The following is a 15608-nucleotide window of genomic DNA, read 5'->3' as shown; positions in this document are numbered from 1 at the left end:
TGAAATATATGAAAAAATTTTTTGCATCATGTTTAGCAGCTGCTGCGATTTGCGCATGCGGTTTAGGTTCTGCTAGTGCTGTTAACTGGCAAGTATTTGGCGAAGATAGCTCTGGTATCACTTGGTACATCGACCAAGACAGCGTTCAAAAGAACGACAAAACTGCAACTGTAGCAATCAAAGCGCAAGATTCTGAAGGTTACCACTTTGTTGCAACTGAAGAATTCAACCACAAAAAGAAAACTGTGAAAGACCAAAAGGTTGTATTGTATAACCCACAAGGTTACCCAGAACGTGAAGATAAAGTTGACGGCAAAGATCGTCCAGTTGTAGATGGTTCCCCATCCGAAGCAGTATTCAACTACTTGTGGCCAAAACAAGGTAAAAAATAAGATTCATCTTATAAATAAAAGCAGTCCGCTGAAAATTCGTACAAGGAATTTTCAAAAGCTTTAATCATTCGGCATAACTTACACAATATTGTAGGTTATGCCGTTTTCTTTTTCTGCTAGATAGACGACTATATTAATATAGGTATTATTAGGCGCGATGGATTCCAAAGGTAAAAAGATATATATTTATATATTACAATAACACTATATTTTTGATATATTTAAAAGAAGTAGATGCAATAGATGTTCTTAGGAAAAATAAAAAAGCATTTTGTATTAAGAACGATATCGATTATGCTGATATTAAAGAGGCATGGTTTGATTTTAAGGTAAGGGGTAAAGCAGAATGATCAAAGATGTTCTTGCAGCAAATGAATTGGTTGAGCCAAATCAAAAGGAGATACATATTTTAAAAGAGAATTTTCCATCATGCTTTCGTGCTGATGGTACGTTTGATATGATAAGATTTTCTGAATTTTTAAAGGATAAAATTGATATTTCTCATGAAGGTTATGAATTAAAATTCTTGGGAAAAAACTATGCAAAAATGCTGGCTTCACTTGATACGGAAACTGTCATCATTCCAGATGAGGAGCATAATATACTTCCTGAAAATGCTAATAGTAAAAATATATACATCAGTGGAGATAATCTTGATGCATTGAAACACCTTCTTAAATCATATGCAGGTCGTGTTAAGTGTATTTACATTGATCCTCCATATAATACAGGATCTGATGGATTTGTGTATAATGATAAATTTAATTTTACAGCTGAAAGCCTTGTTGAAAAACTAAGTATCGATGAGGAACAAGCTAATCATATTATTGATTTAACGACACGTGGAAGAGCTTCGCACTCTGCATGGCTTACATTTATGCTTCCTAGATTACAGCTTGCAAAGGATTTATTATCAAAAGATGGCGTGATTTTTATTTCTATTGATGATAATGAAGTTAGTAATTTACGATTACTTTGCGATGATATTTTTGGCGCAGAAAATTTTATTTCTTGTCTTTCTGTTGAAAATAATCCCAAAGGTAGAAAAAATTCTGATTTTATTGCTGTTAGCTCAGAGTACTGCTTAATTTATTCAAAGAACAAAGAGCTTGCACATTTTATTGAAAATGTTCCTAAAGCTGCAAGTGATATGATTTTAGATGAAAATGGAAACTATGTTCATAATAGTGGTAAACGAGTATTAGTTGGGGAGAATAGTTTTAATAACTTAGTTTCTAATGTTGAGTCCGATAAAAACTATTCTGTTTATTATAAAAAAGAGACAAATGATTTAGTAACTAAGAAAGAAATTGTAGGGGAGATAGATAAAAAATTAGTATCTGCAGGTTATGTAAGATATGCTTCTGTTCGAGATGGTTCACTAATAGAAAATACATATACTGCACAAAAACTTACAGAATTATTTAAGAATAGTGCTTTAGATTTTTCTACCGAAAAGATATATGAAAAGAATTATGCTGATACGATTAGAATGAAAAGTCAGCTGGTAAATAGAAAATATGAGGCTATTGTAAATGGTGTCAAAAAAGACTATAGCATGGAACTTACAACTACTGGAGCTGGGACATATTTAAAACAGCTATTATCTACAGAGGCTCCTGTATTTTCGGCACCTAAAAATATGGGCTTCTTGAAACTTTTATTTACATTATTAGAGGATGATGAATTTTATATAGTAGATTTCTTTTCAGGATCAGCATCTTCCGCTGATGCGGTAATGCATTTAAATGAAGAACTGAATAAAAAAATACATTTTATTGCGATTCAGTTACCAGAAGATTTAGATTCTAAGTTAAAATATGCGACTGGTGATGATAAAAAATCTGCAAAAAATGCGATTAGATTTCTTGACAGACAAAAGAGACCCCATACTTTAGATTATATTGGCATAGAGCGTATTATAGCTTCATCCCTAAAAATTAAAGAACGTAATCCTAATACCACAGTAGATCTTGGATTTAAACATTACACATTGACTGAGGTTGACCAAGACACGTTAGATAAGATGGAAAAGTTTGATAGTAACGAACTTATTACAGATATAACTGTATATAATAAATTCCATACTTCAACTATTCTTACAACTTGGTTGGTACATGATAATTATGGGTTTGTTAACGATTGTAAAATTGTAAATCTTGCAGAATATACGGCTTATTGGTGTGAAAACCACTTATACTTTATCAATCCAGGGATTACTGAAGATGCAATTAAATCTCTTATTGAGAAATATAATATGGAAGGTACATTTAATCCTCAAAATATAGTTCTATTTGGCTATAGCTTTAACTATGTAGAAATGGAAAACCTGAAAACAAATGTTAAAATTCTGCGTGATTCTGAAAAGAACTTAAAAATTAATTTTGATATTAGATATTAAGGGAGGTATAGGTTTTGGAACTGATACTAGAACGAGCATTAGATCATCAACAAAAAGCAGTTGATGCTATAATTTCCTCCCTTGATGGGATTACAATGGTAACGCCTGTATATTCTTATGAAAATCCTACATTTGATAGAAAAAAATTAGCTCTCATAAATAATTTAATTGAAGTTCAAAAGAATATTCGTGCAGAATATCGAGGTTGCCGCGATGAGGGGGAGTATCTAAATCTTGATATTAAAATGGAGACAGGCACAGGGAAAACCTATGTATATACGCAGACAATTTATGAAATGCATAAAAAGTTTGGTTTTAACAAATTTATAATTGCAGTTCCATCTCTTGCTATCAAAGCAGGAACAGCACAGTTTATAAATGATAGTTATGTAAAGCAACATTTTTCTGATGCGTGTGGATATAACTGTGATATTGAATTAGGTATATTGGAAAGCCCAAAGAAAAAGAAAAAAGGGTTTTTAGCAATGCCATCCGCTGTACGAGATTTTGTAAATGGCTCATGTCAAAATACTAACAAAATTTATGTATTGTTAGTAAATATGCAACTGTTGACGAATGGTAATATGCTTACACGCTCAGATTATGATTACCTAGTTGAGGGTTTTTATAGGCCTTTTGATGCGTTGAAAGCGACAAAGCCAATTGTAATTATTGATGAACCACATAGATTTTCTCGTGATCAAAAAGCATATACAGCTATTGTTGAAGAGCTGTGTCCACAGATGATTATCCGTTATGGTGCAACCTTCCCAGATATAACTATTGGTAAAGGTAAAAATAAAGAGACGTTCAAAGACTTTAACAATCTCATATATGAATTAAATGCTTGTGATTCCTTTAATCTAAACTTAATTAAAGGTGTTTCAAAGGAACATTTTGAACCTTTATCCAAAAAGGAAGAAAAGGTAAAATTATTGTCCATAAAATCAAAAACTTCCGCTACATTTCAATTTAAGAAACGTGGAGAGAAAACAAAATCTTACACTCTTACTATGGGTGATTCGCTATCTATGATTGATTCATCCTTTGAAGGACTGACAATTAGTGCCATTGGTAAAAACTTCATTGAATTAGTAAATGGACAGGTAAAATTTCAAGGCGAAGAATTTAATACGGATATTTACTCCTCATCTTACCAAGAACAAATGTTGAAATTAGCTATTCAAAGACATTTTGAAACGGAACGGCAGAATTTTTCTGATAGAAAATTTAAAATTAAAACTCTGGCGCTATTTTTCATTGATGATATTACCTCTTATCGTAATTCTGCTGATGGTAAAGAGGCATATTTGAAAGTGATGTTTGAGAAACTGTTGCTTGAAAAAATCGAAGAAGTATTACAAACACTTTCTAATAATGAACAAGAATATAAGGCCTATCTTGAAGCCAGTAAGGCAGATATTTCTGCTTGTCATGCTGGATATTTTGCACAGGATAATAGTGATTCAGATGAAGCTGTTGCAAGTGAAGTAGCGGATATTCTTCATAATAAGAAAGGACTTATTTCACTTCGTAATGATGATGGTTCTTTTAATACAAGAAGATTCTTGTTTTCTAAATGGACTCTTAAAGAAGGTTGGGACAATCCTAATATATTTACTATTGCGAAATTACGGTCTAGCGGAAGTGATAATAGTAAACTACAAGAAGTAGGTCGAGGGCTTCGTCTTCCTGTAGATGAAAACGGGAATCGAATTTCTAATGAAGAGTTTAAACTCAATTACATCGTAGATTTTACCGAAGCGGATTTTGCACAAAAATTGATTGATGAAATCAATGGCGAACTAGCTGAAGTACTAATGTTATCTACAGAGGCTTTGGATGAAGTAGCTAAAAAACGTGGTGTTAATCCAGATGACTTATTTATAGAATTGCTTTCGAAAAAATACATCAATCGAAAGTATGAGATTAATATTGAAAATCGAGATGCCTTTTATTTCGACTATCCTGAATTTACTGCAGGTATAGATAGTCGTAAGGTTGATGATCGCAATAAGAATGAAAAAGTAGAAATTCATGTACGAAAAGCTGTGTACTCAGAGCTAAAAGAATTATGGGAACGCATTAATCACAAGTATTATTTGTTTTACGATGCTGACCTATCTGATGAAATACCGAATGCACTTCACGATATTTTACGAAAACATGGCGTTTTCGGCAATGTCACTTTATATAGCCATAGAGATCAAGTCGCAACAGAAGGTAAGGATATGGTTGTAAAAGTGTCTTCTGGTGTTTCATACACTATAAAACGCCCTATTCGATATAATGAATTTTTAAAACGAATTAGCCATCAGACTAGTATTCCTATTATAGAAATTCATAAAGCAATGTGTAAGCTTGCTAAGGAAAAAGAAATCTTGGATGAACACATCAACGAGTATTCTGTTGCTAATATTATTTCAGCTTTTACAGATTGGCGTATAGAAAAAATGCAAACTCGATTTAAATATAAACGCTCTACACAACCGGTAACTGAAACTGCCTTAACGTATAAAGATGGCTCTCCTAGAGAGGTTATAAAGCAAGGAGCTGTAGGTACTAAATTTGTGTCTGGCACACCTTCGGATAAATATTTATATGATAAGATTGCCTTTGACTCACCTCTTGAAAAATCAAATATTATGACCGAAATAGATGAAGTGGTGGTATACGGAAAAATACCAAAATCAAGTGTTGCTATTCCTACTATTGTTGGGGAAAACTATAGTCCCGATTTTATGTATGTTGTAAAGCATAAGGACGGAACTAAGGAATTGAATATTGTTGTGGAAACAAAGTTTGTAGAAAATAAATCTATACTCCGCGGAATTGAAGAGGCTAAGATAAAATGTGCGGAGGCTTTTTTTAAACAGCTTACTATTGATGGATATACTGTTTCATTTCATACGCAGTTAAGCAATAAAAAAGTTAAGCAAATTATAGATGATGTAATAGCAGGTTAATTAATACTATGAATATAAGCTATATAGATTAGTCTGCATTTGGTCTGCTTGAATTATTTAAGCGAGACTTATAGGACAAAACGTGTGTGTGAAAACCCTTATAATACTAGATATTCACTAGTGGTATAAGGGTTTTATCTTCCAAGTTGATATAGTATAACACGATATAGTATATCATAATATACTATATCGTGTTATACTATATGTAATAATAAAAATATAATGATATGCAGGCATATAGACATACAGCTATACAGCTATACAGCTATACATACACATATAAAGATAGATATTATCTGATAGTAACATAAGGAGGTGCAATATGGTATTTGTAGGGCGTAAAAATGAATTAGCATCCCTTGAGGCGCAATATAATTCAAATCGTTTTGAGCTCGCGATTGTATATGGCCGACGTCGCGTGGGTAAGACGTATTTGCTCAATCATTTTTTAGCGGCCCATGAGGGTGCCTATATGGTGGGCCTTGAGTCGGGTGCTAGCAACAATTTAGAAGCACTTTCACAGGCTGTATATCGTGCAACAGGAATGGTTAAAACAGGGCAATTACAGTCGACTTTGCCGGCCTTTTCGACGATTTCTGCAGCTTTAACCCATTTATTTGAGTATAGTTTGAATCATCGAGTCGTATTTATTATCGATGAATATCCGTATTTGGCAGAATCTATTCCATCTGTTTCATCCGAGCTGCAGGCTTTGGTTGATGCGTATAAAGATCGGTCTCAGTTAATGCTCATTTTGTGCGGTTCGTCCATGAGCTTTATGGAGAATCAGGTGCTCGGTCACAAGAGTCCTCTCTATGGTCGTCGCACGGCGCAGTATAAAATTAAACCTTTCACGTATATCGAGGCCCATCAAATGGTGCCACACCTTTCCTACGAGGATAGTGCCATTGCCTTTGGTCTTACCGGTGGTGTGGCTGAATATTTATCATATTTTAGGGACGGTGATTCTCTTGATGAAAGCATTATCTCCTTGTTTTTCACACCAACAGGGCGCCTTGTGGATGAGCCATCTAGTCTATTAAAGCAGGAGCTTCGGGAGCCGCGTCAGTATAATGCCATACTTAGTGCCATCGCTAAGGGAGCTAGCCGTAATAATGAAATTGCCACCAAGGTAGATATGATGACGGGGGCTTTGAATAATTACCTAAAAAACCTTATTGACTTACAGATTATTGAAAAAATACATCCTGTTGGATCTACATCCAATAAAAGTATTTATGCGATTAAAGACTCTATGTATACCTTTTGGTATCGCTTTGTAGAGCCGAATCAAGGCGCTATTGAAAACTTTAATGGCAATCTTGTATATACGCAATACGTTAAACCTATGCTTTCACATTTCATGGGACCTGTATTTGAAACGATGGCGGAGCAATATGTACAGGCTCGGATTCACTGTGGAACAGTTCCATTTTTACCACAAGAAATGGGGCATTGGTGGGGAACTGACAGCAGAACACGACAACAGGTAGAAATCGATTTAGTAGCCTTAGCAGATATACAAAAGGACACTAATGCAGAGCCTGTGCACCACTTGTTAGTGGGCGAGTGCAAATGGAAAAATAACCCTATCGGTTTAGATGTATTAGTATCCCTCAAGGACAAGGCTAGCGTATTGCATGGTGAACCATATTACTGGTTATTTAGCAAACGAGGGTTCGGATTCATAGAAGACAATAAACGGGTTGAGCTCATTGACTTACCAATGATGTATGAGCTATAAAATTTGTTGTATATAAAGGCTCGTATACTTTCAATTCCTACCAGCTCGGTACGTTGATGAACTACCCCCATATTTGTTATGCTTAAGGTATAGAAAAATTTACTTTCACATTAAGTATGATTATACAAAACGAGGAGGTCCTCATGTCCCAATTTGAATGTATCGATAAACGTGTGCCAATTGCACTCGACAATCCTGCCATTACTCATGACATCTCTAAATGTAAAAACTGTACGTTGTGCCGTCGTGCCTGCGCTGACGTGATGAGCGTGCTCGACTATTATGACCTCGAATCCACAGGCGATGTGCCAATGTGTATTCACTGCGGTCAATGTGCGGCTGCATGTCCATTCGATTCTATGCATGCTAGATCCGAGCTTGATAAGGTGAAAGCTGCCGTTGCGGATCCAAACAAAATTGTGGTTATCCAAACTGCACCAGCTGTGCGCGTAGCTATCGGAGAAGGCTTTGGCTATGAGCCTGGCACATTCCTTGAAGGCAAAATGGTTAGCGCCCTTCGTAAACTTGGTGCGGATTACGTAGTAGATACGAACTTTGGTGCCGATTTGACTATTATGGAGGAAGCATCTGAGCTCGTGGAACGCCTTAAAAATGGCGGTACGATTCCTCAATTCACTAGTTGCTGCCCTGCATGGGTACGCTTTGCGGAAATCTATTTCCCTGAATTGTTGCCGAATATTTCCTCTACTCGTTCCTGCATCGCCATGGAAGCGGCTATGATTAAGACGTATTTTGCTGAGAAAAAGGGCATCGACCCTCGCAACATCGTGTCTGTATCTGTAAATCCTTGTACAGCTAAGAAGGCTGAAACCAAGCGGGAGGAACAAAATGCGGCGGCTCGTTATCACAATGATGAAAGCCTAGGCCTCGACACAGATATTTCTATTACTACTCGCGAATTTATCTACTGGCTCAACGATGAACATGTTGATTTTGAAAGCCTCGAAGATTCTCAATTCGATGATTTAATCGGCATGGAAACTGGTGCGTCCATCATTTTCGGTAACACTGGTGGCGTTATGGAAGCGGCTATGCGTACGGCTTACAAGCTCGTTACAGATAAAGAACCACCTCCATATGCATTGACTCATTTAGAAGATGTTCGCGGCATGGATGGCGTAAAAGAAGCGACTGTACAACTTGGCGATGACCTAACATTATCCGTTGCTGTTGTACATGGCGGTAAAAATACCCGTGATTTCCTCAACGCTTTGAAAGAAAATGGCAAACACTATGATTTTATCGAAGTTATGGCTTGCCCAGGCGGCTGCATTGGTGGCGGTGGTCAACCACGCACTAAATTACCACAAGCCGTAAAAACAAAAGAAGCTCGTATTGGCGGACTTTACAAAGTGGATGAAGACTACAAATACGTGGCATCCTATGAAAATCCTGAAATTCAAGACCTTTACAAAAACTTCTTGGGCGAACCTCTAGGACATAAAGCACACGAACTACTTCATACACACTTTACAGACCGTAGTGCACAACTAGGGGACCGCAAAGACGTGGTGCCTGAAACATGCCCTACATCACCTAAGTACAAAGGGTAGTTATAGTAGACGCCCCCATCTGTTCCAAAATCCTCCGTCGGCCGGGTCTGACTCCGGCCTGCGGCCTCCGCAGGGCCAAAGTCGGTTTTGGAACAGATGGGGGCTTTCTCTACATACGTTTGTGGTTTAGGTGATGTTAGGGCATTGTTTTGATGGGAATCATCGGCGGGGTCTGACCCCGGCCTGCGGCCTCCGCAGGGCCAAAAGTCGGTTTTGGGACAGATGGGGTCTTTTTCTATATACGTTTGTGGTTTAGGTGATATTAGGACTTTGTTCTTGGAGGTGAGTGTATGACTGAGGAAGAGTTATATAATCGTTATTATGAAATACGATCAACATATGTAGAGGTCAGATTTGTTGATGGAGAGTCATTGATAGGCAAGTTAGACTCATTTGTTTCGGGTGCAAATAATGAACCAGATGAAGCATCGATATATGTTGATTGTTATGAATTGTTTGCTAGTGAAATTAGTGAAATAGTGGAGCTTTCAGATTATAGCAGTAATAGTATTTAAGACTTATAATTTCAGGGATAATAATAGAACAGATTATAGAAAAACTCGTATCATTTGTTGTGATACGAGTTTTTGACATTTGTTTTATTGATAATAGAAATTAGCTAATTGACCATCTTGGTCTTAGATAATCCAGTTGTTATTATTTTCACCATGGTTACTTTTCTGGTAAATGAGAGGGGGCTTTTGTGTTGGCGGAGTTCTTAATGTTTCTGGTGTAGTTGGTGATAGTATTATATTTTAGGGGGAACCCAATAAATGATATTATTTCAAAAGCTGTTAGTTTCTGAATTTTTTCTTTAATGTTTCTGAATTTTTCATCTTATTGAAATAGGCGGCTTCTTTTGATTTTATACAGTGACAAAGAATGTGAATTGGTTTAGCACTTGTTTTTGAATACGCATAATATAAGCGATATCCATCAGCTGTTTCCATATGATAAACAGGAAATCCTAATGAATTGATTTTACTGTTATGAGTGGCATCAATTTGTGTTGGATCAGATATTTTATATAGTCGTATCAGCATCCGGTCTATATCATCACGCACAGTTTTTGTAGAGCGTGTATAATCTGCTAAGAATTGTTTCTCTAACTCAAAATCTTCAAACTTCCGTTGTAAAATTTTACCTTCGTCCAGACGTTTTTTATCATTGTCATATGCTTGTTCATCTTCAACTATTGCTTCTTTAAGTTCTTGAATTTCTTGGGCATAGTAATTTTCTTTTTCTGTCATTTCGTGTTGTAGAGATTTATTTTTCTCTTCGAATTCATAGCTACATTCTTGGTAATAATTTGATTCTTCTTGTAATGTTATGTTTTGTGCTTTTAATTCTTTATTACGAGCTATAAGTACCTCTGACTCTTTCATTTGGGAGTTATATTTTTTTTCTATACTTTTTCTATCTTCTTGTGCAATACTTAGTTCTTGAGAGATTATCTTAATTTGCTCTTTTAAATCGTTGATAGCATCTTGGTCTATATTATTTACATCTGATTGTTGTGTTTTTAATGCTTTTTCCAGTTTTTGCTTAGAGGCTTCTAGTCTTTGTTTTTTTTCTTGTGAAAGTGCTAAATCTTTGGAAAGGATTTTTACCTTATCATTTAATTGGATAATTCTGTATTGGTTGTTTTGATACTCTTGATATTCGATAGAATCACTGGTAATCCATAAAGGTGCCCCATTTTCGTCGACGGAAAAGCTTTTGCCATAAATCGTCATAGCAATGAATACAACAACAGACATCATGGCAGATGTTAATTTTCCAGAGGTTTTAATGAAGGAGTAAATAGAATAGCCACCCAATGCGCACCAACCAATTGGTCCTGCGATGATAGAAACACCTTTAGCTACACCAGTATAGACGGCAAAGGGAAGGGTGATGCCTAGGAAACTCGTAAATATGGCATGGATGATTGTATTGATAGCGATGTAAGCCCCAAAGGAACTACCGACGGTGATAAGTGAACCAATACCTACACCCGATTTTAGAAAGCTGTTACGCAATACTTCCCCACTTAGATGATTTGTTTGCAAGGATTGTTTGATTAACTCTTTGCGGTCAGATGATAAGTTATCTAGCTCCATATCGAGTTGACGAATCATTTCATCACGCTCTTCAGCACTTTGTTTTTCTAGGCTAGAAATGATGGATTGAAGTGTTTTTTGGTAAATAATATCCGCCTTTTGCTCAATATCTAACTCTTCATTAATGGAAGGATCTGTTTTAGCGGCACTTGCAATAATTTTATTAGATAATAAGGCTAGACTGCTATCTGGTATATCTAACTCCTCGCGAACCTCATCAATAAATAATGTATAGAGTTGCTCTTGAGAATAACTTTGTAATGCGCGAATCTCTTCTTTAATTTTGTTGTTGATATCTTGATGATTTTCTTTACTTTCACGGTCTATGTCATCATTTGTTTTCTTAGATTTTCCAAAGAAACCCATAACCGAGTTGATTGCTTTTCTTCCCGTAGTTACAGTGCTATTGAACTTATCTGAGAAAATATTTTTCATCGTTTGCTGGCGAAGCAGTGCGATTAAATAGGATAACTCCTCTTTAGAGGCATTTTGTAAGCCGTCAAACAGTGTAGGTGCCTGATAAGTTTTGTAAGTAAATTTTGTAGTAGACATAACGTAATCATTCCTTTATACACGTATTCATAAAACCTTCATCTTTTATATAGTATCATACAACACCTTTTCAGAAAATTATTTTTGTAAAAGCTTTCATATTACGTACTATTTATTACATACGATAAAAAAGTCATAATTGATTTAGAGATATGTTGTAATGAGGTATACTACAAACACAAAAAACTCTACCCTAGATCTCCTAAGGTAGAGCTTTCATCTATAAATCTCTATAATACGATGCTTATTGTATCGTATATTTGTTTGATATATAATTAGCATAAGATAGTTAGACGAGGTTGGGCCTCTCTTCGTTATTGAAGGGAGGGGTAAGTCTATGAGTGATTATGAAATCATTATGCTCCTATTACAGGTAATGACCGTGGTTATTGCTTTTGGGGCGTTAATAGCGCTTATTTGTCTAGGAAAAGACAAATAGCCCTTCGTTATCTTTGATAATTCGATAACTGAAAGGCCATTTCTACATGTATATGTAATTCAGAGATGAGCCTGACGTATCCACTCGTCTGACTATCTTCTTATATTATACTGATGGTTTTGTTCATCGTCAAATATAGATGAATCATGATGGCTTTGACTATATGGTTGTTTTTCGTATGTTCTATCATATAGTTGTTAACTAATATATATGCATGAAAAAGGGGCTTTCAAAAGCTCCTTTTTTGTATAAAAATGAATAAAACATGAATTTATTGTTGACGAGGAATCTATATGAATTTATAATGAATATGATATAAGTTCGATAAAATTCAATTTACTTGTTAGAATCTAGTGTGTATAGTATCTAAGGAGTAAGAGAGAGGTTATTTCATGAAATTATATAAAGTCTTATTGATAGCTAATATATTAGGGGTCATAAGTATGCCTGCAAGAATGGCCGATTTACAGGGTAATGTCAATTTGGGAACAGATAATACTCTAGCTGCAAACACATCGGCTAATATTGCAATTGGTAATATGAATACTACGGATAGTTGGGGCATAGCAGTAGGATCGAATAATACAGCAAAGAATAATTCCATTATCGTTGGCCGTGATAATTCAGGTAATGATAGTCATGTGATTGTAGGTGCCAATAATACAGCGACTACGCCAAGATATAGGCAAGCAATTGGGACAGGAAATTTTATCTTTGGTGTTCATAATAATGTCGAAGGTGATGGATCCATTGTTGTTGGCCGAGCTAATACAGCCATATCAGAAAATCCACATCAGCCTAATACCATTATTGGTAATTCGTCATCTGCTGAAGGTAATGGTATCGTGATAGGGTCAAGTTCAATAGCAACCAGTGGTAACGTTGCGATTGGTAATAATGTGCGTGCTATTGGTACCCCAGATGCCGTAGACCCTAATAATGAATTTAAATTTTTAAAGAGTGATGCTAAACGTGGTGCAACTAGTTTGGTTTCCTTTGGTGGCAGACAGTTGAAAACAATTGCGCCTGGCGCCATGACCGAAACCTCTACCGATGCTGTCAATGGGGCCCAACTATATAGTGTGGCTAAAGAGGCTATGCGACATTCCACCGTTGCTGCCGAACCGTATACATCTGATATTATCGTCACCGAAGGTAAGAATCCAGATGGATCTACTAAGTATAAATTAAAGATGGCTGATAACTATGTTACGTCTAAAATTCCTACGGTGAATAGTAGTAGCTCTAATATTACGGTCGACAAGTATAGGCAGTTTAATACGACAAAAGATGATTATTATGTGTCGTTAAATCAAGACTTAGAGGGGTTAAGCTCTGCAAAGTTTATAGAGTATGAGGATCCTGATTTTGCACCTTCAGTTGATGCTAATAGGTCTGAAATTAATAGTAATGTAGTACGATTTAATAATATTAGAGAGAACCTAGATTCCTCGTTGACTGCTCAGGGTGTCTATGTTAATGCTGCGCATAACACGGCCTCTTTACAAAGCACAGCATTAACTTTCAACAATAGTATCGATGGCAATACGAGTCAGTTTGGCACGAACGGTTTCTCTAGCCAAACGCAGGATGGTAGATACATTGAATTCTCTACGAATCGCATTATGGCTGGCAACCAACAGATTCATAATGTGGCTAAGGGCGTAGATGATACGGATGCTGTGAATATGGCACAATTGAAAGCGGTTGAAAGCAAAATCACAAATATCAATTCTGATGTAATTAATCAATCACATGCGTATACCGATGCCCAAGTTGCAAAGATAGGTGCTGGTGCGGCCGCATTGGCTGGACTGCACCCTTTGGAATATAATCCAAATGATAAGTGGAGCTTTGGTGTGGGTGTAGGTAACTATAAAAATGCGAAGGCCACCGCATTAGGGGCCTTTTACCAACCTAATGATCATACCATGTTTAATATTGCGACGACTCTTGGGGATAGTCGTAATATGGTAAGTTTAGGGGCAAATGTGAAAGTAGGTTATCAAGACCCATCACTTAAAACAAGTCGCTTTGCAATGGCACAACAAATCAAAGACCTACAAGCTGATAATGCTTCCTTACGAGTAGATAATGAAGAATTACGGTCTGAAATAAAGGAAATTAAAGCAGCGCTACAAAAATTACAATAATGACAAATAGGCACGTTCTCACAAGTAGAGTATACTAATGAGAGAACGTGCCTATTTGTCTAGTTAAGATGAATGAGTTATAGTGTTTATAACTATAATCTCTAAGAGGAGAGTCTTATGTTAAAACGTATTTTTATAATGTTAGCAGTAGCGTTAGCTTTCACCATACCTAGCCAAGCGATATCGATACAGGAACTCAAGTCGTCACCGCAGTTTAAGGAGATTTATGAGGTAACGCCTGATGGTCCTAATGCGGATGAGCATACTACGTGGTATTTAGATACGCGTTCCATAGAGGTATTAGAGTATGCACCACCTATGTATAAAATTAAAGCTACGGTATACAATGCGTACCAATCACCGCGGAAACATGTTATTTATAGTGATTCCTGGATTGTATCCTATGATACTCGTTTGTCGCTGGCAAGTCAGGTATATCATGCAAAACAAGCCGGCACCTCGTTGACGACGGTTATTGATGCGGCACAAACGAAAGCAGGTATGACGGGAACTGAGGAACCCTTAGGCGTATTCTCTTTTGATGGTCAGTCGTTGCCGATTCATGTGAAAGCCTCTACGCGTGCTATTTTGCGCATGGCTCCGAATACGAGGCGTTATGATATAGCGGATACTTTATTCTATGAAGCGTATCGGATGCATTTTGAAGATGTGGTGGTGAAATGAGGCAGATGATGAAAGTATTATATATAACAATGGCATTGGTACTGTCTTGTGTGGTGCCAACATATAGCATGTCTATGCAGGAATTACAAAATACTAGCCACTATGAAATGCTTCGTGGTTTTGGTGAAAGCGGCAATGGTGATGGCACCTATATAGATAAGGATTCCATCAAGGCCTCTAACGGGCCGAATGGAACAAAGCAAATTACCATCACACAGTATGTGCTCATGCCTGCTGGTGACACGATTCAGGAAAAGCAGGTTCTTTACACCTTTAATACAAAGCAGTCTTTTGCCAATTTAATTAAGAAATTGGATGCCCATCAATTAGCATCGTATAAAGATCTATGGTTGTCTAAACAAAAGAATTCAGGAATTTCATCTACTATTATTGATTTTAAAGTGTTCCATGTAGATGGAAACCGATATGATGCACAAAGCGAAGCGAGAGATAAACAGATGGCAACAGCTCCGGTAGACTTTGGCTTTGCAGGATATCTTTTGGCTAACCGCTTGTATGAACGTGTGTACGGTATGCAATTTGATGATATATCGTCAAATTAAGATGAATATGTTGTTATATAGTGTTTATTGCTACAAAC

Annotated in this window: 10 protein-coding genes; 9 read left to right on the top strand and 1 reads right to left on the bottom strand. The window is 36.4% G+C overall.

Going from position 1 to position 15608, the window contains the following annotated elements:
* The first annotated feature begins 8 nt into the window (after positions 1-8).
* The 6 genes from VTHSUH11_RS05390 to VTHSUH11_RS05365 all read left to right on the top strand — a co-directional run bounded on the left by VTHSUH11_RS05390 (position 9) and on the right by VTHSUH11_RS05365 (position 9592).
* Complete coding sequence (locus VTHSUH11_RS05390) at positions 9-392, top strand: hypothetical protein (RefSeq protein ID WP_059364442.1); 384 nt, start codon at positions 9-11, stop codon at positions 390-392.
* Positions 393-738: 346 nt separating this feature from the next.
* Entirely contained in the window at positions 739-2793 is a 2055-nt protein-coding gene (locus tag VTHSUH11_RS05385; protein ID WP_105092904.1) for a site-specific DNA-methyltransferase, read from the top strand.
* Positions 2794-2807: 14 nt separating this feature from the next.
* Complete coding sequence (locus VTHSUH11_RS05380; RefSeq protein ID WP_105092903.1) at positions 2808-5759, top strand: type III restriction-modification system endonuclease; 2952 nt, start codon at positions 2808-2810, stop codon at positions 5757-5759.
* Between the two features lie 322 nt (positions 5760-6081).
* Complete coding sequence (locus tag VTHSUH11_RS05375) at positions 6082-7503, top strand: ATP-binding protein (RefSeq protein WP_105092902.1); 1422 nt, start codon at positions 6082-6084, stop codon at positions 7501-7503.
* Positions 7504-7646: 143 nt separating this feature from the next.
* Complete coding sequence (locus tag VTHSUH11_RS05370; RefSeq protein ID WP_105092901.1) at positions 7647-9077, top strand: [FeFe] hydrogenase, group A; 1431 nt, start codon at positions 7647-7649, stop codon at positions 9075-9077.
* A gap of 290 nt (positions 9078-9367) precedes the next feature.
* Entirely contained in the window at positions 9368-9592 is a 225-nt protein-coding gene (locus tag VTHSUH11_RS05365) for a hypothetical protein (protein WP_105092900.1), read from the top strand.
* 279 nt (positions 9593-9871) lie between these two features.
* Here the strand turns inward: VTHSUH11_RS05365 and VTHSUH11_RS05360 are convergent, their stop codons facing one another.
* Complete coding sequence (locus VTHSUH11_RS05360) at positions 9872-11731, bottom strand: hypothetical protein (protein ID WP_105092899.1); 1860 nt, start codon at positions 11729-11731, stop codon at positions 9872-9874.
* A gap of 882 nt (positions 11732-12613) precedes the next feature.
* On the opposite strand from VTHSUH11_RS05360, the gene VTHSUH11_RS05355 reads away from it, so the two are divergent.
* From VTHSUH11_RS05355 to VTHSUH11_RS05345, 3 genes are all read left to right on the top strand, one after another.
* On the top strand, positions 12614-14323 hold the full coding sequence (locus tag VTHSUH11_RS05355) for a YadA-like family protein (protein ID WP_244899991.1): 1710 nt from the start codon (positions 12614-12616) through the stop codon (positions 14321-14323).
* 117 nt (positions 14324-14440) lie between these two features.
* Positions 14441-15007, top strand: coding sequence for a hypothetical protein (locus VTHSUH11_RS05350; protein ID WP_105092897.1), 567 nt, complete (start codon positions 14441-14443; stop codon positions 15005-15007).
* 5 nt (positions 15008-15012) lie between these two features.
* Entirely contained in the window at positions 15013-15570 is a 558-nt protein-coding gene (locus VTHSUH11_RS05345) for a hypothetical protein (RefSeq protein WP_244899990.1), read from the top strand.
* The last annotated feature ends 38 nt before the right edge of the window (positions 15571-15608 follow it).

The organism is Veillonella tobetsuensis (assembly GCF_002959935.1).
Taxonomy (GTDB): Bacteria; Bacillota; Negativicutes; order Veillonellales; family Veillonellaceae; genus Veillonella; species Veillonella tobetsuensis.
This window is presented reverse-complemented; position numbering and strand designations above follow the sequence as displayed.

Coding starts and splice junctions, on each gene's coding strand:
- VTHSUH11_RS05355 (WP_244899991.1), top strand. CDS start 12,614: ATGCCTGCAAGAATGGCCGATTTACAGGGTAATGTCAATTTGGGAACA.
- VTHSUH11_RS05375 (WP_105092902.1), top strand. CDS start 6,082: ATGGTATTTGTAGGGCGTAAAAATGAATTAGCATCCCTTGAGGCGCAA.
- VTHSUH11_RS05370 (WP_105092901.1), top strand. CDS start 7,647: ATGTCCCAATTTGAATGTATCGATAAACGTGTGCCAATTGCACTCGAC.
- VTHSUH11_RS05350 (WP_105092897.1), top strand. CDS start 14,441: ATGTTAAAACGTATTTTTATAATGTTAGCAGTAGCGTTAGCTTTCACC.
- VTHSUH11_RS05345 (WP_244899990.1), top strand. CDS start 15,013: ATGATGAAAGTATTATATATAACAATGGCATTGGTACTGTCTTGTGTG.
- VTHSUH11_RS05360 (WP_105092899.1), bottom strand. CDS start 11,731: ATGTCTACTACAAAATTTACTTACAAAACTTATCAGGCACCTACACTG.
- VTHSUH11_RS05390 (WP_059364442.1), top strand. CDS start 9: ATGAAAAAATTTTTTGCATCATGTTTAGCAGCTGCTGCGATTTGCGCA.
- VTHSUH11_RS05385 (WP_105092904.1), top strand. CDS start 739: ATGATCAAAGATGTTCTTGCAGCAAATGAATTGGTTGAGCCAAATCAA.
- VTHSUH11_RS05365 (WP_105092900.1), top strand. CDS start 9,368: ATGACTGAGGAAGAGTTATATAATCGTTATTATGAAATACGATCAACA.